Annotated in this window: 30 protein-coding genes and 2 pseudogenes; 6 read left to right on the top strand and 26 right to left on the bottom strand. The window is 72.8% G+C overall.

Annotated elements, in window-relative coordinates:
• The first annotated feature begins 301 nt into the window (after positions 1 to 301).
• Positions 302 to 1945, top strand: a complete 1644-nt coding sequence (locus tag KSNIM_RS35375; RefSeq protein WP_263107273.1) for an RICIN domain-containing protein — start codon at positions 302 to 304, stop codon at positions 1943 to 1945.
• A gap of 832 nt (positions 1946 to 2777) precedes the next feature.
• On the opposite strand, the gene KSNIM_RS35365 is transcribed toward KSNIM_RS35375, so the two are convergent.
• The 6 genes from KSNIM_RS35365 to KSNIM_RS35340 all read right to left on the bottom strand — a co-directional run bounded on the left by KSNIM_RS35365 (position 2778) and on the right by KSNIM_RS35340 (position 10702).
• Positions 2778 to 3704, bottom strand: coding sequence for a diacylglycerol/lipid kinase family protein (locus KSNIM_RS35365; RefSeq protein ID WP_263107272.1), 927 nt, complete (start codon positions 3702 to 3704; stop codon positions 2778 to 2780).
• Between the two features lie 367 nt (positions 3705 to 4071).
• Positions 4072 to 5730 carry a bifunctional 3-(3-hydroxy-phenyl)propionate/3-hydroxycinnamic acid hydroxylase gene (locus tag KSNIM_RS35360; protein ID WP_263107271.1) on the bottom strand — a complete coding sequence of 553 codons (1659 nt, stop codon included), beginning with the start codon at positions 5728 to 5730 and terminating at the stop codon, positions 4072 to 4074.
• Positions 5731 to 5750: 20 nt separating this feature from the next.
• The gene (locus tag KSNIM_RS35355; RefSeq protein WP_263107270.1) at positions 5751 to 6902 is read right to left on the bottom strand and encodes a VOC family protein; all 1152 of its coding nucleotides are present in this window, start codon (positions 6900 to 6902) and stop codon (positions 5751 to 5753) included.
• 460 nt (positions 6903 to 7362) lie between these two features.
• Positions 7363 to 7713: a DoxX family protein gene (locus KSNIM_RS35350; protein ID WP_263107269.1), complete on the bottom strand. Its 351-nt coding sequence runs from the start codon at positions 7711 to 7713 to the stop codon at positions 7363 to 7365.
• 13 nt (positions 7714 to 7726) lie between these two features.
• On the bottom strand, positions 7727 to 9649 hold the full coding sequence (locus KSNIM_RS35345; RefSeq protein ID WP_263107268.1) for an acyl-CoA synthetase: 1923 nt from the start codon (positions 9647 to 9649) through the stop codon (positions 7727 to 7729).
• Positions 9650 to 9748: 99 nt separating this feature from the next.
• Entirely contained in the window at positions 9749 to 10702 is a 954-nt protein-coding gene (locus KSNIM_RS35340) for a fumarylacetoacetate hydrolase family protein (protein WP_263107267.1), read from the bottom strand.
• A 155-nt stretch (positions 10703 to 10857) separates the two neighbouring features.
• Between KSNIM_RS35340 and KSNIM_RS35335 the strand changes: the two genes are divergently transcribed.
• A complete protein-coding gene (locus tag KSNIM_RS35335; RefSeq protein WP_263107266.1) occupies positions 10858 to 11529 on the top strand; it encodes a TetR/AcrR family transcriptional regulator in 672 nt (223 codons plus the stop codon).
• A gap of 268 nt (positions 11530 to 11797) precedes the next feature.
• Here KSNIM_RS35335 and grpE read toward each other — a convergent pair whose 3' ends face one another.
• Positions 11798 to 12391: a nucleotide exchange factor GrpE gene (grpE, locus tag KSNIM_RS35330; RefSeq protein ID WP_263107265.1), complete on the bottom strand. Its 594-nt coding sequence runs from the start codon at positions 12389 to 12391 to the stop codon at positions 11798 to 11800.
• The gene (gene dnaK / locus KSNIM_RS35325; protein WP_263107264.1) at positions 12388 to 14241 is read right to left on the bottom strand and encodes a molecular chaperone DnaK; all 1854 of its coding nucleotides are present in this window, start codon (positions 14239 to 14241) and stop codon (positions 12388 to 12390) included. Before dnaK ends, grpE begins: the two co-directional genes overlap by 4 nt.
• A 268-nt stretch (positions 14242 to 14509) precedes the next feature.
• On the opposite strand from dnaK, the gene KSNIM_RS35320 reads away from it, so the two are divergent.
• The gene (locus tag KSNIM_RS35320; RefSeq protein ID WP_263107263.1) at positions 14510 to 15007 is read left to right on the top strand and encodes a J domain-containing protein; all 498 of its coding nucleotides are present in this window, start codon (positions 14510 to 14512) and stop codon (positions 15005 to 15007) included.
• A 72-nt stretch (positions 15008 to 15079) separates the two neighbouring features.
• Here KSNIM_RS35320 and KSNIM_RS35315 read toward each other — a convergent pair whose 3' ends face one another.
• Genes KSNIM_RS35315 through KSNIM_RS35300 form a run of 4 tightly spaced genes read right to left on the bottom strand, consistent with a single transcriptional unit; the run spans position 15080 to position 16847 of the window.
• Positions 15080 to 15538, bottom strand: coding sequence for a hypothetical protein (locus KSNIM_RS35315; RefSeq protein ID WP_263107262.1), 459 nt, complete (start codon positions 15536 to 15538; stop codon positions 15080 to 15082).
• Complete coding sequence (locus tag KSNIM_RS35310) at positions 15526 to 15912, bottom strand: DUF2267 domain-containing protein (RefSeq protein ID WP_263107261.1); 387 nt, start codon at positions 15910 to 15912, stop codon at positions 15526 to 15528. The genes KSNIM_RS35315 and KSNIM_RS35310 overlap by 13 nt, the downstream gene beginning before the upstream one ends.
• Before the next feature lie 17 nt (positions 15913 to 15929).
• Positions 15930 to 16355, bottom strand: a complete 426-nt coding sequence (locus tag KSNIM_RS35305) for an STAS domain-containing protein (RefSeq protein WP_263107260.1) — start codon at positions 16353 to 16355, stop codon at positions 15930 to 15932.
• Between the two features lie 57 nt (positions 16356 to 16412).
• Positions 16413 to 16847, bottom strand: a complete 435-nt coding sequence (locus KSNIM_RS35300; RefSeq protein WP_263108234.1) for an Hsp20/alpha crystallin family protein — start codon at positions 16845 to 16847, stop codon at positions 16413 to 16415.
• 178 nt (positions 16848 to 17025) lie between these two features.
• Between KSNIM_RS35300 and KSNIM_RS35295 the strand changes: the two genes are divergently transcribed.
• The gene (locus KSNIM_RS35295; RefSeq protein WP_263107259.1) at positions 17026 to 17595 is read left to right on the top strand and encodes a hypothetical protein; all 570 of its coding nucleotides are present in this window, start codon (positions 17026 to 17028) and stop codon (positions 17593 to 17595) included.
• Positions 17596 to 17635: 40 nt separating this feature from the next.
• On the opposite strand, the pseudogene KSNIM_RS39230 reads toward KSNIM_RS35295, so the two are convergent.
• The 4 genes and pseudogenes from KSNIM_RS39230 to KSNIM_RS39225 all read right to left on the bottom strand — a co-directional run.
• Positions 17636 to 17901 (bottom strand): annotated as a pseudogene (locus KSNIM_RS39230) (SDR family NAD(P)-dependent oxidoreductase); the annotation flags it as partial.
• A gap of 92 nt (positions 17902 to 17993) precedes the next feature.
• Complete coding sequence (locus tag KSNIM_RS35285) at positions 17994 to 18467, bottom strand: hemerythrin domain-containing protein (RefSeq protein ID WP_263107258.1); 474 nt, start codon at positions 18465 to 18467, stop codon at positions 17994 to 17996.
• Positions 18468 to 18584: 117 nt separating this feature from the next.
• Positions 18585 to 18707 (bottom strand): annotated as a pseudogene (locus KSNIM_RS35280) (histidinol phosphatase); the annotation flags it as partial.
• Between the two features lie 124 nt (positions 18708 to 18831).
• On the bottom strand, positions 18832 to 19119 hold the full coding sequence (locus KSNIM_RS39225) for an SDR family NAD(P)-dependent oxidoreductase (RefSeq protein WP_317634092.1): 288 nt from the start codon (positions 19117 to 19119) through the stop codon (positions 18832 to 18834).
• 150 nt (positions 19120 to 19269) lie between these two features.
• Here KSNIM_RS39225 and KSNIM_RS35270 point away from each other — a divergent pair, with 150 nt between their 5' ends.
• Positions 19270 to 19677: a hypothetical protein gene (locus KSNIM_RS35270; RefSeq protein WP_263107257.1), complete on the top strand. Its 408-nt coding sequence runs from the start codon at positions 19270 to 19272 to the stop codon at positions 19675 to 19677.
• Between the two features lie 32 nt (positions 19678 to 19709).
• The gene (locus KSNIM_RS35265; protein ID WP_263107256.1) at positions 19710 to 20264 is read left to right on the top strand and encodes a hypothetical protein; all 555 of its coding nucleotides are present in this window, start codon (positions 19710 to 19712) and stop codon (positions 20262 to 20264) included.
• A 12-nt stretch (positions 20265 to 20276) separates the two neighbouring features.
• Here KSNIM_RS35265 and KSNIM_RS35260 read toward each other — a convergent pair whose 3' ends face one another.
• Genes KSNIM_RS35260 through KSNIM_RS35215 form a run of 10 tightly spaced genes read right to left on the bottom strand, consistent with a single transcriptional unit; the run spans position 20277 to position 26876 of the window.
• A complete protein-coding gene (locus tag KSNIM_RS35260; protein WP_263107255.1) occupies positions 20277 to 22088 on the bottom strand; it encodes a complex I subunit 5 family protein in 1812 nt (603 codons plus the stop codon).
• 2 nt (positions 22089 to 22090) lie between these two features.
• Positions 22091 to 22438: a sodium:proton antiporter gene (locus KSNIM_RS35255; RefSeq protein ID WP_263107254.1), complete on the bottom strand. Its 348-nt coding sequence runs from the start codon at positions 22436 to 22438 to the stop codon at positions 22091 to 22093.
• Entirely contained in the window at positions 22438 to 23190 is a 753-nt protein-coding gene (locus KSNIM_RS35250; protein ID WP_263107253.1) for an MnhB domain-containing protein, read from the bottom strand. The genes KSNIM_RS35255 and KSNIM_RS35250 overlap by 1 nt, the downstream gene beginning before the upstream one ends.
• Positions 23187 to 23456 carry a Na(+)/H(+) antiporter subunit B gene (locus KSNIM_RS35245; protein WP_263107252.1) on the bottom strand — a complete coding sequence of 90 codons (270 nt, stop codon included), beginning with the start codon at positions 23454 to 23456 and terminating at the stop codon, positions 23187 to 23189. Before KSNIM_RS35245 ends, KSNIM_RS35250 begins: the two co-directional genes overlap by 4 nt.
• Positions 23453 to 23749, bottom strand: coding sequence for a cation:proton antiporter (locus KSNIM_RS35240; RefSeq protein WP_263107251.1), 297 nt, complete (start codon positions 23747 to 23749; stop codon positions 23453 to 23455). Before KSNIM_RS35240 ends, KSNIM_RS35245 begins: the two co-directional genes overlap by 4 nt.
• Positions 23746 to 24063 (bottom strand): MrpF/PhaF family protein, encoded by a 318-nt coding sequence (locus KSNIM_RS35235; protein WP_263107250.1) that lies wholly within the window; start codon positions 24061 to 24063, stop codon positions 23746 to 23748. The genes KSNIM_RS35240 and KSNIM_RS35235 overlap by 4 nt, the downstream gene beginning before the upstream one ends.
• Complete coding sequence (locus tag KSNIM_RS35230; protein ID WP_263107249.1) at positions 24060 to 24503, bottom strand: hypothetical protein; 444 nt, start codon at positions 24501 to 24503, stop codon at positions 24060 to 24062. The genes KSNIM_RS35235 and KSNIM_RS35230 overlap by 4 nt, the downstream gene beginning before the upstream one ends.
• Positions 24504 to 24560: 57 nt before the next feature.
• Complete coding sequence (locus KSNIM_RS35225; protein WP_263107248.1) at positions 24561 to 24731, bottom strand: hypothetical protein; 171 nt, start codon at positions 24729 to 24731, stop codon at positions 24561 to 24563.
• 56 nt (positions 24732 to 24787) lie between these two features.
• Complete coding sequence (locus tag KSNIM_RS35220) at positions 24788 to 25864, bottom strand: SDR family oxidoreductase (protein ID WP_263107247.1); 1077 nt, start codon at positions 25862 to 25864, stop codon at positions 24788 to 24790.
• 55 nt (positions 25865 to 25919) lie between these two features.
• Entirely contained in the window at positions 25920 to 26876 is a 957-nt protein-coding gene (locus KSNIM_RS35215) for a TIGR03557 family F420-dependent LLM class oxidoreductase (RefSeq protein ID WP_263107246.1), read from the bottom strand.
• Between the last annotated feature and the right edge of the window lie 52 nt (positions 26877 to 26928).

Genomic DNA, 26928 nt, shown 5'->3' with positions numbered 1-26928 from the left:
GCGGTCCGCGGCAACCCTTGCGGGGGCGGTGGCAACTGGGTGGTGTCCGGACAGGCGGTCTGGTCAGAGGAAACGGCTGAAAGAGAGCATCGACATGTTCCCTCGCTCATCCACGTCGCCGGAGGCGTCACCCGGCGGCCGCGCCCGCCGCGGTCGCGCGTTGTTCCGCTCGGCCGAGCCGGGGCGGCGGCAGACGCATCGTCGCCGTCGGTTCTACCAGCGTCGGAGTCTGTGGGCGGCCGTCGGCCTGGCGCTCGTGGGCGGCTCGGTGGCCGTGGTCAACACGGCCTCGGCGGGAACCGTGGACACCAACACCTGGTACACGCTGGTCAACCGCAGCACCGGCCAGTCGCTGGACGCCCTCGAGTACGCCACGTACGACGGCTCTCCGCTGGGGCAGTGGAGCCGCACCGGCGGGACCAACCAGCAGTGGAAGTTCATCGACTCCGGTGACGGGAACTACCGGCTGCAGAACCGGAACTCCGGCAAGGTGCTGGACGACTACGGCTGGTCGAAGACCGAAGGCTCCGGGCTGGTGCAGTGGCGCGACCTGAACGGCGCCAACCAGCAGTTCCACCTGGAGAAGTCGTCGGACGGCTACGTGCGTCTGATCAACCGCTTCAGCAACATGGCCGTCGAGGTCCCTGGCGGCTCCAAGACCAGCGGGGCCCATCTCGCCCAGTACCACGACTGGAACGGCCCCCAGCAGCAGTGGCAGCTCGTCCCGGTCGGCGGCGGCAACACGGGCGGCTCCGGCAGCACCACCACGCCCACCAAGCCGGCCGGCAGCGCTCCGGCGAGCCAGGCCCCCAGCACCCGCCCGGCCTCGACGCCGCCGGCGCCCCCGACCACCGGAGGCGGCAGCTCGGCGAAGACCCTCATGGGCAGCACCACGATGCTCATCGGCGGCGCGATGGAGGACTCCTCGGCGAGCGCCGCGCCGTTCGACGTGCGGTACGCCTACGTGCACAGCCAGCCCGCGCCCTCGTCGGACTACTACACGGCGGCCCGCTGCAATGCCGCGTGGTCGGGCTGGTGGGGCTGCTGGACCGGCAGCACCACGGCGCCCGGCACGTTCATCACCTACAAGGACGCCAATGCGACCAAGATGACCTACCAGGGCAAGTCGCGCCCGCAGAAGCAGCTCTGGACCTGGTACTCGCTGCGCGACCTCGGAGACGCGGCGGGCCAGGGCGACGGTCCGGGCGAGGTCCAGGCCATCAACCGGGCCGACCTGCTCACCCGCTACCTGAACGACTACCGCTTCTTCCTCCAGAAGATCGGCACCTCGCACGACATGATCGACCTCGAGCCCGACTTCTGGGGCTACGTCCGGTCGCTCGGCAACCCGCACCAGGTCGCCGCGCAGGTCAAGGCCGCGAATCCGACGGACTGCGGATCGCAGGAGAACAGCGCCGCCGGCCTGGCCCAATGCCTGATCTCGATGGGCCACAAGTACGCGCCGAACACCGGCATCGGCCTGCACCTCACCTGCTGGGACTGGCAGCAGAACACGCCGCAGTGCGTCAAGGACTACGCGGACCTCGGGGCGAAGAACGCCGACTTCCTGGTTACCGACGTCACCGACCGCGACGCGGGCTGGTACGCGCTGCCCGCCCACGGCAGCAAGGACACCTACTGGAACGACCAGAAGGGCTTCGCCGCGCTCGCGTTCTACAAGACGATGACCGAGTCCGTGGGCAAGCCGGTGGTCCTGTGGCAGGTCCCCCTGGGCAACATGGCGCAGAACAACACGCCCAACCACTACAAGGACGACAAGGTCGACTGGTTCTTCTCGCACCTGAGCCAGGCGGCGGACGCACACGTTGGCGGCATCCTGTTCGGCGCCGGCTGGCAGGAACAGACCACGCCCGAGACCGACGGCGGGAACCTGATCAACAAGACGATCGCGTACCGCAACGCGGGCGGCACGCCGCTCAAGTAGCCACCCGCAGCTGATCGGCCACCCTACGACGGGGCCGCGTTCATGCTCACCGGGCCCGCCACGCTGGTCGTGGCGGGCCCAAGTTCACCGAGGTAGCGGCCCAAGTTCACCGAGGTAGCGTGAGGCAATCGCCTGGCCCTGCCGCTGCTGGTCCCGCTCTTCGAGGCGGTCCACCGCACGTACGGGCGGATCGGCGAACGGCTGGAGCTCGGCCGGATCCCGGAGCCCGCCGCGCCGCAGCGCTCGCCGGTCGTCGTCCCCGTCCACGCCATCACCCGTCCCACTCGGGAGGCGCTGTGCGCGGCCGCCTCGCGCGGTGACGACGTGGTGGCCGTCACCGTCGTCCACAGCGCGACCGACGAGGAGGACCGGCAGGCCGCCGAGGCGCTGCGCCGCGACTGGGAGCCGTGGCAGCGGGCGTCCCGCTGGTCGAGCTCCCGGACGGAGACCGGCGTCTGGGTGCGCCGCTGGCCCGCTGCGTCAACCGCCCGGCTGCCGAACACAGCCGCGAACGGATCACCGTCCCCGTTCCCGAAGTGCGGCAGCCGGCGCAGCGCGGCCCGCCGCAGCCCGGCGGGCGCCAGCTGGCACAGTTCGCGCGCCGTTGCCCCGCCCCCGCCCCGATGGGCGGCGAGACGCTCCCCTTGCGGTCTCCTCGTCCGGCCGGGGACGCGGTGCGATGCGCGGGGGTTCACGCTGTCACCCGCGGTGCCGCTTCTGACGGTACCGCCCCGTGGTACGCCGCTCAGGTGGTTGGCTGGGGCCGGCCACCGTCCTGGCGTGACGCGGTTCTGAATCGGGGCGTGCCGGAATGTTCTCCGAGTTCGATGTCTCAGTGGTCACGCGGTGCTCTTGGGAGCCCGGGCATCGGCTCTCGTGGGATTCCTGGTCGGTCCCTCGGTAGCAACACCCGCAGTCCGCCCGGCCGGGCCTCGCACGTGACGGGAAGAGGCAGCGTGACGGGTTCGCCGTCCACCCCTGCCTGTAGGTGCCGCCCACCGCCGTGCAAGGTGATGGTGTCCGCCGTCCAGGCGATGACCGCATCGCCCGGCGCACGTGGACCAGGCTGCCGCCGCAGTAGCTCGCCGCGAAGGTGCCGCAGGAGGTCCGGCGGCATGTCGGTCGGGTGCTTGAGCACGATGCCGCCGAGCAGTCCTGAGGTGAGCGTGAAGCGGCGCCCCAGGTAGCGCGGAGTGGCGATGTGGTACGGGTTGTTGGAGACCAACACGACCTGGGGGAGCTGAACGGTTCCCTGCGGAGTGTCCACATCGGCCTCGACGCATTGCCTCCCGCTGAGGTAGTCGGGTGCGACGGAAGCGATGGTACGCGCCTTGTCCTCCCGGTACCCGGGCTCCAGCAGTGCGTCGGCGTAGGGGCCGAACGACACGTTGTTGACGAAGGTGTGCGGGCCTACCAACCCGAGATCCACACGGGTTGGTACACCGTCGACCAGGGCGCTCAGTGCGGAGACCGGGTTGCGGATGTCGAGGCCGAGATCCCGGGCGAAATGGTTGCGCGTGCCTGCCGGGACCACCAGCAACGGCCGATCTGTGGCAGCGGCCACGGCGGCCACAGCCGATACGGTTCCGTCCCCGCCCGCGACTGCCAGCACTTCGGCCCCCTCCTGGACCGCGAGCCTGGCGAGTGACGTCGCGTCGTGCTCGGCACTGGTCGACCAGACCTGTGCGCCCATACGCTCGGCCCGGTTGATCAGGTCGAAGTGGGCGGCCTTGCCTCCGCCCGAGCGTGGATTCGTCACGACCGTCACCTGGGTACGCGTCTCAGTCCCAGCCATCACGGCAGCCCCTCTTGCCGCCCACGTCGGCTACTGGCCGACCGATTGGACTCCCTACCCATGCTGGCAGCTACGGGTTTCCTCCGCTGGCCGGGGACGACCGCCCAGTGTCTCGCGACCGCGGAGGCCGGCCGCACGATCACTTCCTGCGTCACGCGGACCGGACAGCCGTACGCGTGGCAGAGCCGGTCGAGGCGGCCTTCTGCCGTGAGCTCGGCCGGACCCGAACGCCAGGATGGAGGAGCTCGCGCAGGCCGCCGGTGTCGTACGGCGCACTCTCCTCGGGCGCTTTCCCGGGCGGAAAGCGTCGGGGATGCGGACTCGGCCGTCGTCACCGTGGTTCCGCGACCACGGTTGGAGGGCCCTCGGCCGTCCGGCCGCTGCTGCACAGCAGGGCGGCCCAGGCCGCGGAGGTGGCCGCGAGGTCGTCTCCGCACGTGGTGCCGGTGCGGCCGGGCCGGGCCGCGGTGGCGAGGACGACCCGGTCGGGGCGGAGCAGGACGGCACCCGCGGTGCCCATCCAGCGGACCAGTGCCCTTGTGCCCGGATCGGTTTCGGCGCGGTGCTCGGCGCCGCGGCGCGTGCCGGGCTCTTGTCGCCGGGGATCGTGCAGGTGGAGGACGCGGGCGTCCAGCGTCCGCGCCAGCGCGTGCAGGGCCGGGCTGAGCGGCGTGGTGGCCAGGAGGGCGAAGCCCTCGCCGAGCAGGTCGTCCAGCAGGCGCGGGGTGCCGTCGGCGTCGGGGAGCAGCGGCTGGGGGCACAGTGTCCCGGGGCGCGGGTGGCCCGGACGGCGGGAGCCGGCCAGGGGGCCCGGTCTCAGCGGTGGGCTGACCGCGGACAGTACGAGACCGGAGGCACCCGGCAGGCGGGAGAGGACCGGCAGCACGGCTTTGCGGGCCAGTGCGGTGCCTGTTCCGCCGCCGGTCATGATCGCGCCGACGGCCACGGCGGTGCGTATCAACTGCTGTGCGTGGCGGTGGCGTTCGGCCTGGTAGGTGTCGAGCAGGGCCTCGCTCGCGCGGCCGGTGAGGACTCGGGCGAGTTTCCAGGCGAGGTTGTGGGCGTCCCGCATCCCCGCGCCCATTCCCTGTCCGATGAAGGGCGGGGTGAGGTGGGCGGCGTCCCCGAGCAGGAAGACGCGGCTCTGGCGCCAGCCGTCGGCGACCTGGGCGCGGAAGGTGTAGGTGGCGGTGCGCAGAACGTGCAGTTCCTCCTCGGGGATGCCCGGCGTCCAGGGGGCGATCAGTGCGAGCAGGCGCCGGCGGTCGGTGAACTCCTGCGGTTGCTCGCCGGTGCGCAGACGGAACTCCCAGCGGTAGCGGTCCTCGGCGACTCGCATGTAGGTGGCCGCCCGTCGCGGGTCGCAGATCTGGTGGACGCCGTCCCAGGCGGGCAGCGGCAGGCGGCAGCGGATGTCGACGACCAGCCACTGCTGGGGGTTGGCGAGGTCCTGCATCCGGGAGCCGATGGAGGCGCGGGCCAGGCTGCCCGCGCCGTCGCATCCGAGGACGGCGTCGGCCCGGACGGTGCGGGAGACGCCGGTGTCCTCGTCCCGGTAGATCACCGGTACCGGAGCGCCGCCGTGCGGGGGCGGGGTCACGGCGGTGACCTCGATGCCTCCGCGAAGCGTGACCAGCGGGTGATGCCGGAGGTTGTCCCGCAGCAGTCGCTCGAGTTCGGGCTGGTCGAACATGTTGGCTTCGGGAAAGCCGTGGCGGCCGCACGGCTTGTCGCGGCGGAACTCGGCCAGCACCCGGTGGGAGCCGTCCAGCAGCCGCATGCCGCGGGTGGGACGGGAGATCGCACCGAACGCGTCATGAATACCCATGGCCTGCAGGATGCGGTGCACCTCGTCGTCCAGGTGGACGGCGCGCGGCAGCGGATACGGGGCGCGGTGGCGTTCCAGGACCAGGGCGGGCACGCCGTGGCGGGCGAGGAGGGTGGCGGCGGTCAGCCCGGTGGGTCCGGCGCCGATCACCACGACGGGCACACGGTCAGGAATGGTGGCGGTCACTTGCTCAGGGCTTTCAGCAGGCCCAGCAGACGGGCGCGGTCGATCTCGTTGTCCTCGCGCAGCGCGGAGATCGCCTGGAGGAACGCCCTGGGCGACGGGGTGGTGCCGAGGAAGTCCCGAGTGGCGGGTGGTCCCCACTGGGCCAGGCCGGAGGCGGACATCGCGGCCCAGCCGGGTTCGAGTGTGTTGTCGAAGACGTCGCCGTCGGCGTAGTGCTCGAGCATGAAGCGGTCGGGGTCGCGCCAGTAGTCGAAGATCTGGCTGCCCTGGATGTGCCGGCCGATGCCCCACGAGTGGTGGTAGCCGCGCTCGCGCAGGTACGCGCCGCCGGCGGCCAGCGCGTCGAGGTCGGCGACCTGGTAGGCGGAGTGGACGTAGCCCGTGTCGGGGCCCAGGTGCATGGCCAGGGTGTGGTGGTCGGCGGGTTCGCTGCCGCGGTCGCAGCGGAGGAAGGCCATGCTGGGACCGCGGTCGCGCTGGCCGTCCAGGTAGAGGAAGTCGCTGACGATCAGGCCGAGGTGGTGCAGGTACCAGTCCAGGGCACGTCGGAAGACCCGGGTGGAGAGCACCACGTGGCCCAGGCGCTGTACCTGGGAGGGCTTGCGGGGCGGGCGCTGGGTGGCGTTGATGCGGGCGACTGCGGTGGTGGGACCGGTGTTGAGGACGAGGGGCTGCCGCAGCGGTCGCGCGGGCTGCTCGGTGACGCCGTGGACGACGCGGACGGGGATGCCGGAGGGGTCGAGCAGGTCCACGGCGCGGCCGCCGCCGTACTCGGTCAGAGTGCGGACCTTGTGGCCGGTGGCGCGGGCGAGCCGGTCGAGGTCGGCGGCGTCGGCGGCGCGGAACGCAGGGCCGATGAACCGGGAGGCGGGGCCGCGTCGGATCACCACGCAGTGGGGGCCGGCCAGGGCGCCGCGCAGATGGAGGATGTCATCGGTACGGGCGGCGGTGGTGAACCCGAAGTCGTGGGCGAAGGCTTCCGCGCGGTCCAGGTCGGGCTTGGTGAACTCCAGCCAGGCCAGGTCGACCACCTTGATGACGGGCTGGGCCGCACGGCCGGGGTGCTCACCGCGCAGGGCGCCCTGTCCGCTGTGCAGACCCTGATGGGCGTCGGCGGTGGGGACGGGGGTGGATGTCGGGTCGTTCACGGGGGGATTCCTTCCTGCGGCCCGTGCGAGCTGTCGCGGCGGTGGTGCGGGTGCCCGGGGGCGAGGCGTGGGTGAGGGTCGGGCCCGGGCCGCCGACTGCGGCGGCTGTCGGCGGGCCGGGTGGCACGGCGGTGAGCGGTTCCTACCGGGCGAGGAGGGAGTCCAGCGCGGTGGCGGGTTCGGCGACCGGGTCGGTGCCCGCGCCGTGGGCGCGCCGGCCGATGAAGCGGTCGGGGCGCACCAGGACGGCGCCTTGGGGTGTGTGACCTCGGGCGGCGGTGCAGGTGGAGCGCAGGTCGCGGTAGTCGCCCTCGACCTGGCCGACCCGGATCGCGTCCAGCGGCAGACCGCTCGCGGCGGTGATCTTCTCGGCGGCCTCCTGATGCTCCTCGGGTCCCCGGCCGACGGCTGGACGGTCACGGCGACATGCCGAACACCGGCGACCGAGGTGTGCGGGCGGCTAGCTGCCGGCCAGCAGTACGAGATGGGCTGCGGCCAGGGCACCTACGACGGCGGCCGGCAGGCAGCGGGTGGCTGGGTCGCCACTGCGCAGGTGGACGGCGACGGCTCCGGCCATGAGCAGGATCAGACCGACCGATGCGGCGGCGCCGAGCGCGGTGATCCGCAGGCCGAGCAGCAGGCCTGCCGCTGCCGCCACCTCCAGGGCGCCCAGCAGGCGGTAGTGGGTCGTGGTCATGCCGACGTGGGCCGCGGCCTGGCGCATCGCGGGGACTGCCGCAAGCTTCGCCGACCCGAACAGGAGGGACATCCCGGCCAGGAGGACGGCGAGGACGATGGCGGTGGTGCTCATGGGGGCTTCCCTCTCAGGTGGCTTGTTCGGGGGCGTACTGCCAGTGCAGGACGTACCGGTCCAGGGCAGCGGTGACCCTGCGTCGTACCGCCTCGTCGGCAGGGGCGGGCAGCGTGACACGGACACCGCCGTCGTGCGGCCGGCACAGGATGAGCTCCGGGTCGCAGTCCGCGCCCTGGGCGGCCAGTTCGGCGTGGACCGCACGGCGGGTGGCGTCCAGGCGCAGGCCGAGCTTGTAGGGCTTGCCGACGGCGGTGAGCGGGATGGCGTCGATCACGAGCACCTCGCGCGGGGCGGCTGCGCGTTCGGGGACTCGTTCGGCGGCCCAGGTGAGCAGTTCGGCGGGGCTGGTCCGGGCGCAGGGGGCGAGGGTGACGTAGGCGACGGGCACTTCGCCCGCGTGGGGGTCGGGGCGGCCGACCGCCGCGGCGGCGGTGACCTCGGGGTGGCCGAGGAGGGTGTCCTCGATCGCGGCGGGGTCGATGTTGTGGCCCCCACGGATGATCAGGTCCTTGGCGCGGCCGATGAGATGGATGAAGCCGTCGGCGTCGATGCGGGCCACGTCGCCCGTGTCCAGCCAGCCGTCGCGGATCTTCCCCGCGGTCTCCAGGCGAGGTCCCTGGGCGGTGTGCTCGGCAACGTACCCGGCGAAGACGACCGGACCGCTGACGGCGAGCACCCCAGTGGCGCCGGGCGGCAGGTCGTGCCGCTCGCCGGTGGTCGGGTCGATCCGCACGGTCTTGACCTGCTGGTAGGGCAGGCGCCGGCCGACGCTGCCGGAGCGGGTGTGACCGGGCAGGCCGAGGGCAGAGGCACAGGTCGCCTCGGTCAGCCCGTAGCCCTCGCACAGCGGGATGCCGGTGTGCTCCTCGAAGGAGTCCCGTACGGCTGGAGGGAGAGGCGAGGCGCCGACGGCGGCGAACCGCATGCTGGAGATGTCCGCGTCGACGGGGACACGGGCGAGGACGGAGTACACGGTGGGCACGCCGGACATGGCGGCGATGCGATAGTGCTCCACCAGCTTCCAGAACACCGGATACAGCTCGGGATCGCGGTAGCCCAGCGGCCCGGCCCACACCACTCCCCGGCCGCGCAGCAGCGGGCCGAGCAGGGTGACGATCAGGGCGTTGACGTGGAACAACGGCAGCGCCGCGAACATCACCGCGTCCTCGTCGAGGGGAACGCTCGCGGCCACCGTCCAGGCGTCGACGACCTCGTTGGCGTGCGTGTGCGCGGCGAGCTTGGGAGTGCCGGTGGTGCCGCCGGTGTGGAAGTAGGCGGCCAGGTCGTCGGCGGCCGGGGGATCGATGTCCACCAGCCGGTCTGCGGGATGGGAGGCGGCCAGCTCCGTGAGGTAGCCGACGCGCACGCCTTCGACGGGGTCCAGAGCGGGAGTCGGGCCCTCCGGGAGGGTTGGGGCCAGCGCCAGCAGTGCGTCCAACCGCAAGGCCGCGGCGACCTGCCGGGCCGTCGCCCACACCTGTGCGTCCAGCTGCGGACCGGCGGCGATGAGTACCCGCGCGCCGGCGCGCCGCAGCAACTGCTCGACGTGCTCGGACGCCAGGCCCGGGTTGACCGGGGCGGCGATGCCCGCGGCCTGCGCGGCCAGCAGGGCGGCAGGCAGCTCCGCGGTGTTCGGCGCGAGCAGGCCCACCGCGGCGCGGCGGGTGGCGCCGAGCGCACGCAGCAGGTTGGCGGTGCGGTGCACCTGGTCGCGCAGCTGCGCGAAGGTCACGGTGGTGGGGCGCAGGAAGCGCACGGCGTCGGGCAGCACCGTCATGGCCGGGCGGTCGGGCCACAGGCGGGCGGCGCGCACCACGGTGTCGTAGGTGGTGGCGGTCAGGCCGCGTTCATGGAGCGGAACGGCTTCGATCGCAGAGAGGTCCGCGAAGCTCTCGGGGGCGGGCCACAGCAGGTCGGTGGGTGTGAGTGTCACCGGTGCGCCTTTGCAGGGTGAGGGAGAGGTGGGGTCAGATGGCCGGCCCCGGACAGGGATGCCGGGCCGGGCGGGTCCCGGGCGGGGTCCCGGGAGTCGTCAGCGGGCGCGCACCACCGTGCGCTGCTCGCCGAGATCGATGACGCCGTCATCGGTGGCGATACGGGCCGTGACGGCGTCGCCGTCCTTGAGGTAGTCGGGGTTCGCCAGTTGGCGGGCGAAGAACTTCTGCCAGCGCTTGTGCGGGGGCAGCAGGGCGGCAAGCGTGGTCAGGAGCCTGCCCGGAGACTTGAGGGCGGTGCCGCCGGGGGTTCCGGTGAGCAGGACGTCACCGGGCTGCAGGTTCTGGAAGCGGGCCAGAAGGCTGAGGGCACGCGCGGGTCGGACGATCATGTCCGTGGTGGTGCGGTCCTGCCTCGTGGCCCCATTGACCTTCAGCGTGAGCCGCAGGTCCGGCAGGCGGGACAGATCCTCGGCATCAACCAGGAGCAGCCGGGGCCCGAGCGGAGTGAAGGTCGGGTACGACTTGGACTCGTAGAACTGCGTCTTGGGCAACTGCAGGTCACGCGCGCTGACGTCGTCGGCGACCACCAGCGCGGCGACGTACTCCGCCAGGGTGGCGTCGGTGACCTCGGTGCCGACCGGCAGGTTCGCGCCCATCACCAGCCCGAGCTCCACCTCGTAGTCGAGGAACCGCACGTGCGGCGGCCGGACGATGTCCTGGTAGGGACCGCTGACGGACCCGGAGGCCTTGCGGAAGAACGCGGGCGGGACGGTGTCCGGGTCGAACCCGGAATCCACCGCGTGGGAACGGTAGTTGACCATCTGCGCCACCACCCGGCAGGGGGTGGTGACGGGCGACAGCAGCTCCGCCTCTCGAGCGGAAGGCCCGGCGTCGGGGGCAGCCGCGGCACGCGCGGCCGCCTGCTGCACGGCGGCACGGTCGGCGAGCAGGCCGGCGGTGGTGTCCGCGTCGGTGTCGACGTGGTGCAGCCGTCCTGTGCCGCTCTCCACCCACCAGCCGTCTGTGGTGCGGACGACCTGGATACTCATCGGCTCTCCTGAGTCCTGGACAGGCGCCGACCGGACACTTCTGCGAGCAGCTCCAGTCAGCAGTGATGAAAGAATCAGTCCAGATGGCAGCATCGTCAACAGTCATCAGTGTTGATGAAAGAATCAGAACTGATTCACCAGGTAACGATGGAGGGATGAGCACCGACCGACAGAGCAAGGCCGACAGCCGGACTCCCGGCCGCACACCCAACCGCCTGGACCGGCGCAAGGCGCTCACCCGAGCCGCGCTGATCGCCGCCGCTCAGGGGTTCCTCGCCGAGCAAGGGAGGACCGACGTGAGCATCCAGGAGATCACCGAGGCGGCGGACGTCGGCTTCGGCTCCTTCTACAACCACTTCACCAGCAAGGACGAGCTGTTCGACGCCGCCGTCGCCCTCACCCTGGAGCAACATGGCGAACTCCTGGAATCCGTGGCGGGAGACCTCGGGGACCCCGCGGAGATCTTCGCCGCCAGCGTCCGCCTGACCGGTCGGCTGCAGCGCACCCACCCGCAGATCGCCAGGATTCTCGTCCACACCGGCATGCCCTATCTCACCTCGGACAGAGGCCTGGCACCTCGGGCGATGCGGGATCTACGGGCCGCCGCCGACAACGGACGGCTGGACATCGACGACCCGCGCACTTCCGTGGCCATGGTCGGCGGCGCCCTGCTCGGAGTGCTCCACCTGCTGGAGACCCGCCCGGACCTCGACGCCGAGCATGTTTCCGACCAACTGGCCTTCCGCCTGCTGCGCATGTTCGGCATGACGCGCGCCGAAGCACGGGCCATCGCCACCCGGCCCCTGCCGCCGCTGCCCCGCACCTGACACGGGCGGGAGGCGGCGACGGAAGGGGTGGGGCCGACGCAAGCCCAGGCGATCGGTGAATCAGGCGGACATCTCGTCCTCCACTGCTCCTACCCGGCCCCTGCGAGAAACGGCCGGTGCTCCACCCTCGCTTTCCCCTGTCGCATCGCTGCCGGCCATGACAGGCACGGAGCGCGCGGCTGGCCAGGCGACCGGCGGCGTGTCGTTCCCTGCCCGTCCTGCGTGATCAGCCCGGCTCCGGGACGGCCGGCCCCGCAGGCTCAGCACCTCAATCTGCCGCCGGGCTCGGCGCGATGACCGTGACCTGGGCCGGGCGCAGGAGTCGCTGTCCGAGCCGGTAGCCGGGGCGCACGATCTGCATGCAGGTGGGCTGGTCGACGTCCGGGGACTCCTGGTGGGCGACCGCTTCGTGGCGGGTGGGGTCGAAGGGCTCTCCCGGTGTGCCGAAGGATTCGATGCCGAGGCCGGTGAGGTGGGAGGTCAGGGTGGTGGCGACGGCCTGGAGTGGGCCGGTGAGCTCGCCGTGTTCCCGTGCCCGGTCGAGATCGTCGAGGACGGGTACCAGTCCGGCGAGGACTTCCGCGACGGTGGCCTCGCGGAGCTGCGCTCGTTCGCGCTGGTTGCGTTTGCGGTAGTTGTCGTACTCGGCCTTGATCCTTTGCAGGTCCGCTGTGCGCTCGGCGAGTTGCTTCTCCAGCTTCGCCGCCGCATCCGGCTGTTCCAGGACGGTTCCGCGTCCTGGGTGTTCCTCGGTGTCGGGATCGGGTTGTCTGGGCTGGAGGGTGACCGGGTCGATGCGCCGCCGATCGTGGATGACGATCGGCGGCCTGTCGCCCTGCCCGTCTCCGGTGCGCGGGCTCATCCGGTGCCTCCCTTCACGCCCTCGTCGTCGACGATCTCCGCGTCGACGACCTCCTCCTCTCCCCCTTGCGTCGGGCCGGTGCCGGCTGCTGCCTGTGGGCCGCCGGCCTGGGAATAGACGGCAGTGCCGATCTTCTGCGCGGCGGCGGCCGTCCGCTCGGTAGCGATGCGGATCGCGGCGGTGTCGTCGCCCTTGAGCTTCTCCTTCAACTCCGCCAGGGCCGTCTCGACCTCGGACTTCACGTCGACGGGGATCTTGTCGGCGTTGTCGGTGATCAGCTTCTCGGTCGAGTAGACGAGTTGCTCGCCCTGGTTGCGGGTCTCGGCAGTCTCCTTGCGGCGCCGGTCCTCCTGGGCGTGCTGTTCGGCGTCGCGGATCATGCGGTCGATGTCGTCCTTCGCGAGGGAGGAGCCGCCGGTGACGGTCATCTTCTGTTCCTTGCCGGTGCCGAGGTCCTTCGCGCCGACGTGCATGATGCCGTTGGCGTCGATGTCGAAGGTGACCTCGATCTGCGGCAGGCCCCTTGGGGCCGGTGCGATGCCACTCAGCTCGAACATGCCGAGCTTCTTGTTGTAGGCGGCGATCTCGCGCTCGCCCTGGTAGACCTGCACGGTGACCGAGGGCTGGTTGTCCTCGGCGGTGGTGAACACCTCGGACCGCCTGGTCGGGATGGTGGTGTTGCGCTCGATCAGCTTGGTCATGATGCCGCCCTTGGTCTCGATGCCCAGGGACAGCGGGGTGACGTCCAGCAGCAGGACGTCCTTGACCTCGCCCTTCAGCACACCGGCCTGGAGCGCGGCGCCGACGGCGACGACCTCGTCCGGGTTGACGCCCTTGTGCGGGTCCTTGCCGGTCAGCTCCTTCACCAGCTCGGTCACGGCCGGCATCCGGGTCGAGCCGCCGACCAGGATGACGTGGTCGATGTCCGAGACCTTGATCTTCGCGTCCTTGACCGCACTGTGGAACGGGCCCTTGCACCGCTCGAACAGGTCGGCCGTCAACTGCTGGAACTGGGCGCGGGTGAGCTTTTCGTCCAGGTGCAGCGCGCCCTCGGCGGAGGCGGTGATGTACGGGAGGTTGATCGTCGTCTCCGTGGCGGCGGACAGCTCGATCTTGGCCTTCTCGGCGGCCTCGCGCAGCCGCTGCGCGGCCATCTTGTCCGTGGCCAGGTCGACGCCGTAGCCGTTCTTGAACTGCTTCACCAGGTGCTCGACGATCCGCTGGTCCCAGTCGTCGCCGCCCAGGTGGGTGTCTCCGGAGGTGGACTTCACCTCCACCACGCCCTCGCCGATCTCCAGCAGCGACACGTCGAACGTGCCACCGCCGAGGTCGAAGACCAGCACCGTCTGGTCGCTCTCCTTGTCCAGCCCGTACGCCAGGGCGGCCGCGGTGGGTTCGTTGATGATCCGCGCCACCTTCAGGCCGGCGATCTCCCCGGCCTCCTTGGTCGCGGTGCGCTGGGCGTCGTTGAAGTACGCCGGGACGGTGATCACCGCGTCCGTGACGTCCTCGCCCAGGTATGCCTCCGCGTCGCGCTTGAGCTTCTGCAGCACCCGCGCGGAGATCTCCTGCGCGGTGTATCGCTTGCCGTCCACACTGTCGTGCTCGGGGAAGCGCCAGTCGCTCTCGCCCACGTGCCGCTTCACCGAGCGGGCGGTGCGGTCTACGTTGGTCACCGCCTGACGCTTGGCGACCTCGCCGACCAGCACCTCCCCGCCCTTGCCGAACGCCACCACGGACGGGGTGGTCCGTGCGCCCTCGGCGTTGGCGATGACGGACGGTTCGCCGCCCTCCAGCACGCACACCACCGAGTTCGTCGTTCCCAGGTCAATACCGACTGCGCGTGACATCTCCGGCCTCCTTTCAAGTCCCTTCATCTCAGAGATTGCTCTACACCAAGGCATAAAACTTGAGTCGATGAGTGTCAAGTATCGCGGCCGGTCGTTCCGGGGGTCGCGATCGGTTCGCGGCCCCGGCGCGCGCGCCGGCTGAGCACCATGGGCGATTCGAAGCACCTTGACAGGCGCACGCCTTGAATCTAGGAAGGTGACAAGGAATTCAGTTCTTCGGAGATCTCCCCGTGTGTCAGTGCGCCGGTGCCGAGGAGGTGAGCGTCCCGTGGCAGCGCCAGGAGCCCGGCCTGATCATTACGCGGTGCTCGGGGTCGATCCCTCGGCGTCGGCGCGCCAGATCGCCTCGGCCTATCGCGCGCTGGTGCGCGTGCTGCACCCTGACAGCCGCCCCGCGCAGTCGTCGGCGGAACGGCTCGGCGAGGTGCTCGCGGCCTATGAGGTGCTCCGGGATCCCGATCGGCGGGCCGCCTACGACGCCCGGCTCGACCGCCGGTCGGTGGAGCAGTCCGTCAGGCCTCCGGCGGCCGGGCCGGATCGCCCGTCAGCCCGAAGCGTGCCGGTGCGGGTCCACCGCGCCGAGCCCTGGTTCCTTGCGGCCGAGCACCCCGGCCCCGAGGGCTTCGGCCGGACCGGGCCATGGCCGCCCGGCCCCGACCTGCGGGTCGGCCCGGTCCGGGTGGTGGTTCCGGAGGCCGCCGCCCAGCCGGTCGACCTCGCCCGGTGGGTGCTGTGGCACTGGGGGGACAGCAACCCGTGGCCCTGACACAGGCCCGTGGCCCTGACAGGACGGCCTCCACCCGGCCCGGACCTGGCCCGATCGCCTGATCCCGGTGCATCACACGGGCTGGAGCCGGCCGCGCGGCGGTACACGCACTGGCCGGCCGGGCTTACCGCGCCCGGTCCCGTAGATCTGCGCCTGGGCGTCGGCCGCGGCCGCCCGGCTCCCCGCGGTCCGAAGGGCGGCCACCGTCTGCTGCGGGTAGGCCGTCGTGGCGATGATGCGGGCGAACGGTGCAGGGTCGCGCAGCTCGACACACACCGCCGCGTCCTGGTGCAGGCGCACCGAGACGAAGTCCCGCCCGCCGGGATGGCGCCACACACCCACGCACAGCAGGCCGGGCACCAGCAGGCCGCGTTCGCGAACGCCCCGCACGGCCCGCCACGGATACGGACGGATACGGATCCTGGACACGGCCTCCAGCGGCACCCGTATCTGCCGGCGCCGCACTACCGCCCGCTCCCACCACCCGAGGTGGACCACCAGCGCGTCGCCGTCGACGATCAGCTCCGCCATTGCTCCCTCTCCTTCCGTTCCATGGGACCCACGGGCCAGGTCGCCGCTGCTGCAGGTCCGGCGGCGCCACCGAGCACGGCGCTGACACCGCGCAACGTGCCGTCGTCCGTGGGGTCGTCCGTGGCGTCGGTCCGTGCGGCGACGGCGGCGGCGAACCGCTCGCCGGCCGGCGGCCGGTCCGCCGCCGGCGCGTCGCGCGCGATGGCGGCGTACTCCTCGGGCAGGCATCCCGCCAGGTCGAGCCGCTCTGCGCCGACCAGGTGCTCCCCGAGGAGCCCGAGGACGGCCCGGATCAGATGTTCCCTGCACCGCTCCTCCTGGATGCCGCTGTGTTCGGAAACCCGGTCCAGGAAGTCGTCGCGGGAGACGCCCATGACCAAGGTCCTCCTCATCACTGCGCGGGAGTGGCGCTCCCGGTGTCGGGTTCGACGGCGAGTTCGCGATCCAGCCGGGTGAGCGCGAGCAGCCGCGCTACGGGTGGACTCGGAGTGCGCAGGGTCAGGCGCCGCCCGGCGCGCACGGCGACTTGGTGGGCCCCCGTCAGGGCGCGCAGGCCGCCGCAGTCGATGAAGGTCACCTCGGCGAGGTCGACGGCGACGTGCCCGTGGCGGGAGAGCGCGGCCACCAGTCGGGCGCGCAGCGCGTCGGCCGTGGCGATGTCGATCTCCCCGTGCGCCGTCACCACGGTGACTCCGCCGTCCGATGACGGGGGCGGCGGCACCGCGGCCGCCCCGGAAGACGGGGCAGCCGCGGTGCGGGTGCCGTGGTAGCCCGCATCCTCGCCCGGGAGCCACTCCGGGACGCAGATGGCGGCCATCGCTCATCCCTCCCTTCGAGACCGCCTGTCCTCCCCGCCGACCAGCGGCTCACCGCGTCAGGACCGGATCTCCTTGTGGTCGGAGACACCGGCGACTTCGATCTTGCGGGGCTTGGCCTTCTGAGTGACCGGGATGTGCAGCGTGAGCACACCGGCCTCGTACTCGGCGCGGATGTTGTCGGTGTCCAGGGTGTCGCCGAGGAACAGCTGCCGGGAGAAGACGCCCAGCGGCCGCTCGGAGACCTCCATCTCGATGTCGTCGCCCTTGGCGACCGGGCGGCGCTCAGCCTTGACCGTCAGCACGTTCTGCTCGACGTCGACGTCCACCGCCTCCGGGGTCACGCCCGGCAGGTCGAAGACCACGACGTACTCGTCACCGGACCGGTAGGCGTCCATCGGCATCGCCGACGGCCGCGACCAGGTGCCGGTCGTACCGAGGAACTGCTGGGCGAGGCGGTCGAACTCACGGAACGGATCGGTGCGCATCAGCATCGTGAACACCTCCACACGGTCCGGGTTCGGAACAACCGGAACGTATCGCTCACGAACCTTGTAACATGTCGTCTATCAGATGACAAGGCCCTGTGAGTGGACCATGACGGCATCGACGCCCAGGACTCCGGCCACCGGGGATGAGGCGGCACGGCCACTGCTGACTGCCCTGACAGCCATGGCCGATGCCGTCACCGCGAGCCCCGACGCCGCGGCCGATCCGGCGGACCGTGCACTGCACGCCCTCGCGATGATGCGGCAGCTGCGACAGGCGCTTGACCAATGGGAGCCGCACTTCGTCGAGACCGCGCGGGGTGCCGGCGCCACCTGGGAGGATCTGTCCCGGCCGCTCGGCGTCGGCAGCCGGCAGGCCGCCGAACGCCGCTATCTGCGCACCCAGCACAGCGCAGCCTCCCCCGGAACGACGCAGGACCAGCGGGTGCGGGCCGAACGCGACCGCCGCGCCGCCGAGCGCAGCATCACCGCCTGGGCCCGCGCCAACCCCTCCACGCTGCGCGGCCTCGCCGGGCAGATCGCCGCCCTCGACACCGCCGCCTACGGAACCCGCCGCCACCTCGCGACCCTGCGCGCCGCCCTCGGCGCGGACGACGCGTCGCTGCTGCTCGAGCCGCTCGCGGCCCTCGCCCCACACCTCGCCGCCAGACGGCCGGACCTCGCCGCCCGGATCGATGCCCTCGTCCGCCACGCCAACCAGCTCCGCCGCGACGGCGACCAACACCGCACCTGACAGTCGTATCCGACTCCCTGGACAGCAGCCCCAGCACTGGCTCCTCGGGCAGGTGACAGAACGCGACGTCGGCGCCCTCGCGGGCAAAGGCGAGCGCGCCGGCGCGGCCGATCCCGGAGTCGCCTCCGGTGACGAGTGCGACCCGTCCGGTCAGGCGCCCCGACCCGCGGTAGGAGGTCTCGCCGTAGTCCGGCTCGGGCCGCATCCGCTCCCCGCTGCCGGGATGGGGTGGCTCTGCTCGGGCTGCGGCGGCCGGGGATACTGCTCGGCCGGGTTAGGCGGTGTGTCCTGGTCGCTCGTCACCATCAGCCGTACTCCTCACACGTCGTGCACCGCCGTTGCGGCCCCGCCTCGCAGTTTCGATCCGTGCGTGCGGCGAGCCGGGCGCGGTGGTCGGTCTACCTGGTCGCGCTGGGGACCTCCAGGGGGTCGCGCGTCGCGGTCTTCTTCGCCTCCTCCAGGCGTTCGCCGAGCTCGACGAGGCGGTTGCGGCCCATGGCCTTGCGGACCTCGGGGAACCACTCCTTCTCCTCCTCCTCGACGTGATGACGGACGTTCTCCATCAGCACGGTCATCTTGGCGTCGAAGCGCTCGTCCGCGGGGTCCATGCCGGCAAGCTCGGAGAGCATCCACACCACGACGTGGTGCTCCTCGACGCTCTCCAGCACGTGGTCCGTGGTGTCCGGGGCCGCCTCACGGGCGGCCGGGTAGAACACCTCCTCCTCGATCACCGCGTGCACGGTCAGCTCCTCGATCACCTCATCGGCGATCCGCCGCTTCTCCGCGTGCGCGTCCTCCCCTGCCTTCTCGAACGCCTTGAACAGCTTCTCCACCGTCTTGTGGTCGTCCCTCAACAGCACGATCGCGTCCACCACAGCCTCCGTTCCGGGGCCACGACGGCCCCTCGGCCGTCGCGCCTACCCCCGCGACCGCGGCCCATCCGGGCCTGATCGGGCACACCACCCGTCCGCGTGGCGGCCTGCGATCCCATCGGTCAGTGCCGAGGGGCTGAGGCCGCGGGCGATGGTGAGCCGCGGGGACTCGTCGGTGAGGACGGCCCACTGGTGGCCGAGCGCACGGGCGGCCTGTGGCATCTCGTCGGCAGGGTGCCCCGGGCGGGCGCACGCGATCCGGCTGCCGGGCGGCGACCCGCAGCTGATGCGGAAGGTGCGGTGGCCGCGGGCCGCCCGTCGAAGCCTCGGCCGAGCGGCGGGGCGGAGGCCCATCCACCGCGTGTCACCCGACGTCGCCCTCGTCAAACCGGCTGCGGCGTGCGCTGTCTGTGGTGGCGACGGTGCCGCGTCTGCTCAGTTCGCCTTCGGCGGTGGCGAGTTCCTGCGGATCGCGAGCGCAGATCATCACCCGGGCGCCGCGGTCGGCGACTTCGCCGGCGATCAGCAGGCCGAGCCCGCGGGATCCGCCGGTGACCGGCGCGGTGGCGCCCGCGGAAGCGGTCGTCGTGGTGGCGCATGGGCTGCCTCGTCTCCGGTGTCGGCCCGCACGGGCGGCCGCCCGTGCGGGCACTCCCCCGTCGGCGCCTGTCCGTGCCCCGACCGGCCGAACACCGGGCCGCACCGTTTGCCTGCCGCGGCGGTTTCCGCACCGCATCGACGGGCAGCCGCGACCACCGGACCACGAGTTCGCGCGGAGAGGGCGGCCGACATGAGGGCAGTGGTGTTCACGGGACCGTTCGAGGTGTCGGTCGAGGAGGTGCCCGACCATCCCGAACTGGTGCTGGACCAGCTGGTCGAGGCCGCTCGGACGGCGGGCGGCATCGACGTGGTCGGCCGCTGCGTCCCCGAGGACCCGGAGGCCGCCACCGAGGACGCCAAGGAGGGCCGGATCGGGTTCGGCTACGGCACCTTCTTCACCAAGGGCCGGCGAACGGGCACGGGCCAGTGCCCGGTGAAGCGGTACAACGCCCGGCTGCGCGACCTGATCGTCGCGGGGCGGGCCGAACCGTCCTTCCTGGTCTCCCACGAACTGCCGCTCACCGAGGCACCCCGGGGCTACCGCTGCTTCAACCACCGCGACGACGGCCGGACGAAGATCCTGCTGCGGCCGGCCGCCCTCGCGGCCTGATGCGCACATCCCCGGGTGAAGGGAACGACACCATGACCGACCGCGACGGCGAGCGGTGGCTCGCCATCTACCTCAACGACCACCTGGCCGGCTCGTACGGCGGTGCGGCGCTCGCGCGCCGGATCGCCCGCGAGCACCCGACCGGCCCGGACGCCCCCGCCCTGCGGACCCTGGCCAAGGAGGTGGCCGAGGACCGCGACGAACTGCTCGCCCTGATGCGGGCGCTCGGCGTCCGGCCCCGGCGGCACCGGATGCTGCTCGGCTCCGCCGCCGAACTGGCCGGCCGGCTGAAGCTCAACGGGCGGGTGCTGCGCCGCTCGCCGCTGAGCGACCTGCTGGAGACGGAGGCGATGCGTTCCGGCGTCCAGGGCAAGATCGCGCTCTGGCGGGCGCTCCGCGCGGCCTCCTCCGACGACCTGCTCACGGCCCGGCTGCAGCGGCTGGCGGACCGGGCCGACCGGCATGCGGAGATCCTCGACGCCCGGCAGGCCGAGGCCGCCGAGCTGCTGCGGCACGCCCTCGGCCGGAACTGGCAGGCGGCGAAGCGCCCGGACCCGCTGCACAGCGCCGTACCGGAGCACGTCTGACCGCGTCCGCCGTCAGCTCTGGGCGGCGACGGCCGCGCAGAGCACGGCGATGCCGACCGCCAGCCAGGCGAGGTAGTCACCGAGGTGGCCGGAGTGCAGCCGTCGCAGGCCCCGCACGGCCCGGCCCGCGAGGCGCGGCCGTGAACGCGGCTCGGGCCGGCGGAGCACCGCGGACAGGGCGAGCAGCACGGCGAGCCCGACCGACAGCAGCCCGAGGAGCACCCCGGGCACCGTCCACCCGGCCTCCTCAGCCGGCGGGAGGGCCGTGGTGCCGGCGACCACGGCCGCCCGGTACGCGGCCGGGTCGGTGAAGACCGCTGCGCCGCGCGCCAGGGCGGTGGCGGCGGAGGGAAGGCTGCCGAGGACCAGGCCGAGCACCAGCAGCACGCCGGGTACGGCGAGCATGGTCGGCGGCAGTGCCCGTTCGGGACTGCGGAGCTCCGGCTCCTCGCCCTCACCGGTGATCTCCTCCTCGCCGGGACGGGCCTGCGGTTCGGGGCCGATCCCCCAGAAGATCCGCAGGGCGGCGCGCAGCACCGCGGCGCCGGTGGCCGCGGAGACGAGCACGAACACGGCCGGCAGCCAGGGCTGCCAGTGGCCGGCGGCCTCCTCAACGAGGGCCTTGCCGAGGCCGGTGCCGAACGGCGGGAGGCCCGCCAGGGCCAGGGCGCCGACGGCGAAGAGCAGCCCGGTGGCCCGTATGCCCCGCGCCCTGCCGTACAGCCCGTGTTCGTCGACGGAGCCGAAGCGGTCGAGCAGCACGCCGGTCAGGCCGAACAGGGCCGCTTTGACCAGCCCGTGGGCGGCGACGTAGAGGGCCGTGCCGGCGGTGCCGTGCGGGGTGAGCACGGCGGTGCCGGCCAGGAAGAGGCCGACGTGGCCGACGGTGGAGAAGGCCAGCAGCCGTTTCAGGTGGCGCTGCTGCCAGCACATCACCGCGCCGACCAGGGCGGTGAGCACGCCGACGGCGGTGAAGGTGCTGCGGAAGGCTTCGTGCGGGATGCCGCCGGGGCCGGCGAAGACCGTCCAGTAGAGGCGGGCGGTGCCGTAGACGCCGAGTTCGACCATGACGCCGGACATCAGCATGCAGACCGGCGTGGGGGCGACGGCGTGCGCGTCGGGCAGCCAGAAGTGGAACGGCACGGCGGCGGCCTTGACCAGCAGGGCGGTGGCGACCAGCACGAAGGCGACCACGGTCAGCGTGTCGGTGCGGTGGCCGGCGAGGCGGTCGCCGAGCCGGGCGAGGTTCAGCTCGCCGGTGCGGGCGTAGAGCAGTCCGATGCCGAGCAGCGAGCAGTAGGCGGCGAAGGAGGTGACGATGCCGAAGACGAGGGCGCCCTGCAGCGGGCGGGGGTCCTCGATCCGGTAGCCCGTCAGGGCGTAGGCGGCGGCGCCCATGAGCTCGAAGAAGACGAAGGCGTTGAAGAGGTCCCCGGTGAGGGCGAAGCCGACCATGCCGGCCTCGAAGAGCAGCAGCAGGGCGGGGAAGATCCCGGCCCTTTCGCCGGCGGGCTCGTCGAAGTACCGCCAGGCGTAGACGAGGGCGGCGAGCACCAGGACGGCGGCGAGCAGGGCGCAGCCGGCGCCGACGGGGTCGGCGGCCAGCACGATGCCGAGCCCGTCGGGCCAGCCGCCGAGGCGGGCGGTGGCGATGCCGGGGCTCCTCACCCACAGGGCGGCGAGGCAGAGCACCTCGGCGGCGGCCGTGGCGGTGGCGAGGACGTCGCAGCCGAGCCGGGGCAGTCGCCGGCCGGCGACGGCGAGCAGCGCGGAGCCGAGCAGCGGGATCGCGACGGCGAGCGGCAGCAGGTCCTCGGTGGCCATCGTCAGCCCTTGAGGCCGGCGAGCGCCTGCGGGTCGACGGTGCGGTGGCGTTTGCGGAGCTGGATGGTGAGGGCGAGCAGCAGGGCGGTCACGGTGGCGCCGACGACCACGTCGGTGAGGGCGAGGGCCTGCACGACCGGGTCGACGACGGGGCGGCTGCCCGGGACGAGGTCGGAGTAGACGGGGGCGGTGCCGCCGTCGCGGTAGCCGACGGCGAGCAGCAGCAGGTAGGTGGAGGACTGGGCGACGGCGAGGCAGCCGATGGCGTGGACGAGGTTGCGGCTGGTGACGAGGCCGTAGAGGGCGACGAGCAGCACCCATCCGGCCGCGAGGTAGGGCCAGACGCCCACTACTGACGCTCCTTCCGGTGTTCCTCGGGGTCGGTCAGTTCGACGGCCTGGTCGAGGAAGTGGGCGATCAGGACGATCAGTCCGGTGGCGACCTCGACGCCGACGGCGGCGTTCAGCAGGGGGACGGTGCCGCCGGAGGTGATCCGGTTGAAGGTGCCGAGCGGCAGCATGTTCTGCAGGAAGGCTCCGCCGGCGGCGAGGGTGGCCAGGCCGACGAGGGTGAAGGAGGCGGCGGCCGCGCAGTCCGTGACGTCGAGGACGGTGAGCGGCCGCAGGCGCCGCAGGGCGCGGTGGTCGGCGGCGACGTAGGCCAGGTGCAGGGCGGTGGCGAGCACCACACCGCCCTGGAAGCCGCCGCCGGGGCTGAGTTGGCCGTGGGCGACGATGTAGACGCCGACGACGAGGGTGACCGGCAGCAGCAGGCTGCCGAAGAGCCGGGTGGTGGGCAGGACGCGTCCGGCCTCGGCCCGGTGGTGGCGTTCGTCGCGGGCGCGGCGCAGCAGCAGGGTGGCGCCGAGGACGGTGCCGAAGAGCATGGATTCCTCGCCGAGGGTGTCGAAGGCGCGGATGTCGAAGTTGACGGAGGAGACGACGTTGGCGGTGCGGTGGGCGAGCGCCGCGGCCACGGCGCGTTCGCCGTACGGGTGGCTCGCCGTTCCGAACGGCGGCAGTTCGGTGCAGGCCGCGGCGAAGAAGGCGGCGATCACCGCGGCGGCGGCCAGCAGCAGCAGGAGCCGCGCGCGGGCCGTCACCGCTGCTCCTCGTCGTGCTCGTCGGGGGCCCGGTGGCGGCTGATCTTGCGGACCGTCAGCAGGATCAGCAGCGGGGTGAGGGCGGTGCCGACGGCCAGCTGGGAGAGCGCGACGTCGGGTGCCTGGAGGACGGCGAACAGCACGGCGAGGCCGAGGCCGAGCGCGGACAGCACGACGGCCTGCTTGGCCGGGTCGCGGGTGAGCACGGCCACGGTCGCGGTGGCCACGGTGAAGGCGAGCGCAAGGCCGATCAGCCAGTCGTTCACCCGTCCTCCCCGTTCTCGGACTGCCGGACGGCCCGGCCGACCGCGATCGTGGTGACGGTGCCGCCGACGGCGAAGAGCAGGCCGATGAAGAGCGTCCTGGCCGCCGCCCGGCCGGGGCCCTGGTCGACGGCGACCGCCGCGGCGATCAGCGGCAGCCCGGCGCAGGTGGCGGGGGCGAGCGCGTGCAGCCGCATCGGTGTGCCGCGCAGCCGTACGAGGGCCAGCGCCGACAGCAGGACGAAGGCCACTCCCGTCCACAGCAGGGCCAGCGCGGTGGCGTGACCGGCGGTCACGGCGTCCCTCCGTCCGTCGTGGTGGTCTCCGGGTCGTGCTCCGGGTCGTGCTCCGGCTCGTCGCCGCGGCCGACGACGAAGCGGGTGAAGACCAGCGCCCCGGCGGGGGCGAGGACGCCCAGCACCAGGGCGAGGTCCTGGTAGGACGACCGGTCGTAGGCCTGGGGCAGCAGCAGGAACACCGCGCCCAGCACGCTGGACAGCAGGCTGAGCCCGATGAGCCGGGCCACCGCGCTGCCCCTGGACACCGCCCACAGGCAGGCGGGGACGTCGGCGGCCAGCAGCACCACGGCGGCGGCGGTCCAGGCGCTCACCGCTGCTCCCGCGCGCCGGTGACCGCTTGCTCCGCCGGCCCGGGGCGCCCGCCGAGGGTGTGCAGCAGCGGGTCGTCCTCGTGCGGCATGTCGAGGACGCAGGTGTCCGGGGAGGCGGCCAGGACGACGCCGGCCCAGCCGGGCTCGGTGCCCTGCTGCACGGTCGTCCGGCGCACCGTCGCACGGCCGGGACGGCGCACCGCCGCGGCCAGCAGCGTGCCGCAGCCGTGTAGCACCGCCCACGGGAGGTGCAGCACCGCCCGGGCGGCTCCGCGGCCGCCGCGCCACCGGACACCCGCGGCGCGGCGCATGGCGCGGGCGGTGACGGCGGCGCCGAGCGCGGCGGTGGCGGCGACCAGGAGCTCGACGGGCGACACGGTGCTGATCAGCACCACCGTCAGGCCCGTCAGCGCGCCCCACCACACGGCGATCTCGACCATACCGTCGATGGGGTCCTCCGTGTCCTCGGCCGCCCTGGCCGGTGGCCTGAGCGGGGATCAGTCCGGCGGCTCGACGGGCTCGTCCGGATCGGGGTCGGTGTCCGGTTCCTCGTCGGGCGGTCCCGGGCGGCGCGGCTCGGGCGGCGGGGTCGGCGATCCGGGTGGCGGGGGCGGGTCGGGCGGCACCGGGGTGGCGTCCGGGTCGGTGGGTACGGGGACGGATCCCATGGTCGTCACTCCTGTCGTACGGCGGTCGGAGGCGCGCCGCGGCCGGGTCCGGGCCGTCATGCGCCCGGCCCCGGTGTCACGGGGACCGGCGCTCCGGCGGCCCGCGGTGCGGACCCGGGCCGTGCCGCCCGTACGGCCGGGACGATCCGTCCGGTGGTGCGGGCGACGGCTGCGGCGAGCGCGCCGAGGGCGTGGGCGGCCTGCTGCTGGCGGCTGCGGGCGCGGGCCTTCCCGTCGAAGCGGCCGTGGGCGCCGAAGTCCGTGTCGGCGTCCGCCGGCCGGTCGAGGTTGTCCGGTTGGTCGGCGGGCCGGCGTTCGCCGGTCTGCTGGGAGTCGAAGCCCGTCCGTGCGAGGTAGCGGTCCAGCAGGCCGGGCGCCACGGCGTTGGCGAGCAGGGTGGCGACGGTGCTGGCACCGACCCAGTACTCGCGGCGTGCGGGGTGGTCGGCGGCGTACAGCACCGCGCGGGCGGCGACCTCCGGCTGGTAGATCGGCGGTACCGGCTGTGCCCGTTCGGGCAGCCGGGACCGCACCCAGTCGAACTGCGGGGTGTTGACGGCCGGCATCTGCACCATGGTGGTCCGCACGGCGGTGCCGGTGGCGAGGAGTTCGCAGCGCAGTGCCTCGTGCCAGCCCTGGATGGCGTGCTTGGCACCGCTGTAGGCGCTCTGCAGCGGGATGCCGCGGTAGGCGATCGCCGAGCCGACGTGGACGAGGGTGCCGCGGTCACGGGGCAGCATCCGCCGCAGTGCGGCGCCGGTGGCGTAGACGTAGCCGAGGTAGGTGACCTCGGTGACGCGGCGGAACTCCTCGGGGGTGATCTCGGTGAAGGGGGCGAAGACGGAGGAGAAGGCGTCGTTGACCCACACGTCGATCGGGCCGAGTTCCTCCTCGGCCCGCCGGGCGGCGGCCTCGACGGCGTCCGGGTCGGCGACGTCGGCCTCGATCGCGATCGCTTTCGCGGCACCGGCCCGTTCGGCCTCGTGCACGGCCCCGTCGAGCCCGGCGCGGCCGCGGGCGATCAGCGCGAGCCGGTCGCCGCGGGCGGCGAAGGCGGCGGCGCAGGCGCGGCCGATGCCTCCGCTCGCCCCGGTGATGACGACGGTCCGGGCGGCAGCTTCGTGGTCTGTCATACCGTGCGGCTTTCCGGTCGACGGCCGGGCAAACGGGGTCGGACGCGGGCTGCGGTCAGGACCGCAGGGCGGGCAGGACGAGTTCGCGGTAGGCGTCGAAGAAGACCTCCTGGTCGGGGCCGATCTGGCCGACGTACACCTCGTCGAAGCCGGCGCGGGCGTAGGCGCGCACCGTGTCGATGTGCTGCTGGGCGTCGTCGCCGCAGGTCACCGCCTCGTCGACCATGTCGCGGGTGACGAGCTCGCTCGCCTGCTCGAAGTGCGCGGGGGTGGGCAGGAGCTGGGCGAGTTCGCCGGGCAGCAGTTCGGTGGGCCAGAGCCGGTGGACGGTGTCGACGGCTTTGTCGCGGTTGCTGCTCCAGCAGACCTTCACTCCGCCGGTGACCGGTTTGCCCGCGCCGCCGCCCTCGCGGAAGGCGGCGACCAGGTCGGCGTCGGGGGTCATGGTGACGAAGCCGTCGCCGATCCGGCCGGCCAGTTCGGCCGCGTTCGGGCCAAAGCCGGAGACGTACACCGGCAGCGGGCCGTCGGGCGGGGTGTAGAGCCTGGCGTTGTCGACCGTGTAGTGCCGGCCGCGGTGGCTGACCTGCCGGCCGGTGAAGAGCGCGCGCATCACCTCGACGGCCTCCTCCAGCATGGCGGCGCGGTCGTCGAAGGACGGCCAGCGGTCGCCGTGGATGTGCTCGTTGAGCGCCTCGCCGGTGCCGACGCCGAGGGCGAACCGCCCGCCCAGCAGCACGCTGGAGGTGGCCGCGGCCTGGGCGGTGACCGCCGGGTGCAGCCGGACGGTCGGACAGGTCACCAGCGTGGTGACCGGCAGGTCGACGGCCTGCGACAGGGCGCCGATCACCGACCAGACGAACGGGCTGTTGCCCTGGGCGTCGTTCCACGGGTGGAAGTGGTCGGAGATCGCCAGCCGGGTGAATCCGGCCCGTTGGGCGCGCCGGGCCTGGTCGATCAGCTCGGCGGGGGTGAACTCCTCGCAGGACAGGAAGTAGCCGTACTCGGTCATGGCGTGCCGGTCCTCTCTCTGGCGGCCCCCCCCCCCCCCCCCCCCCCCCCCC

The sequence above is a fragment of the Kitasatospora sp. DSM 101779 genome, from assembly GCF_025655475.1.
Classification (GTDB): Bacteria; Actinomycetota; Actinomycetes; order Streptomycetales; family Streptomycetaceae; genus Kitasatospora.
Note: the sequence above shows the minus strand (reverse complement) of the source record. Positions and strands in the feature narration are given on the sequence as shown.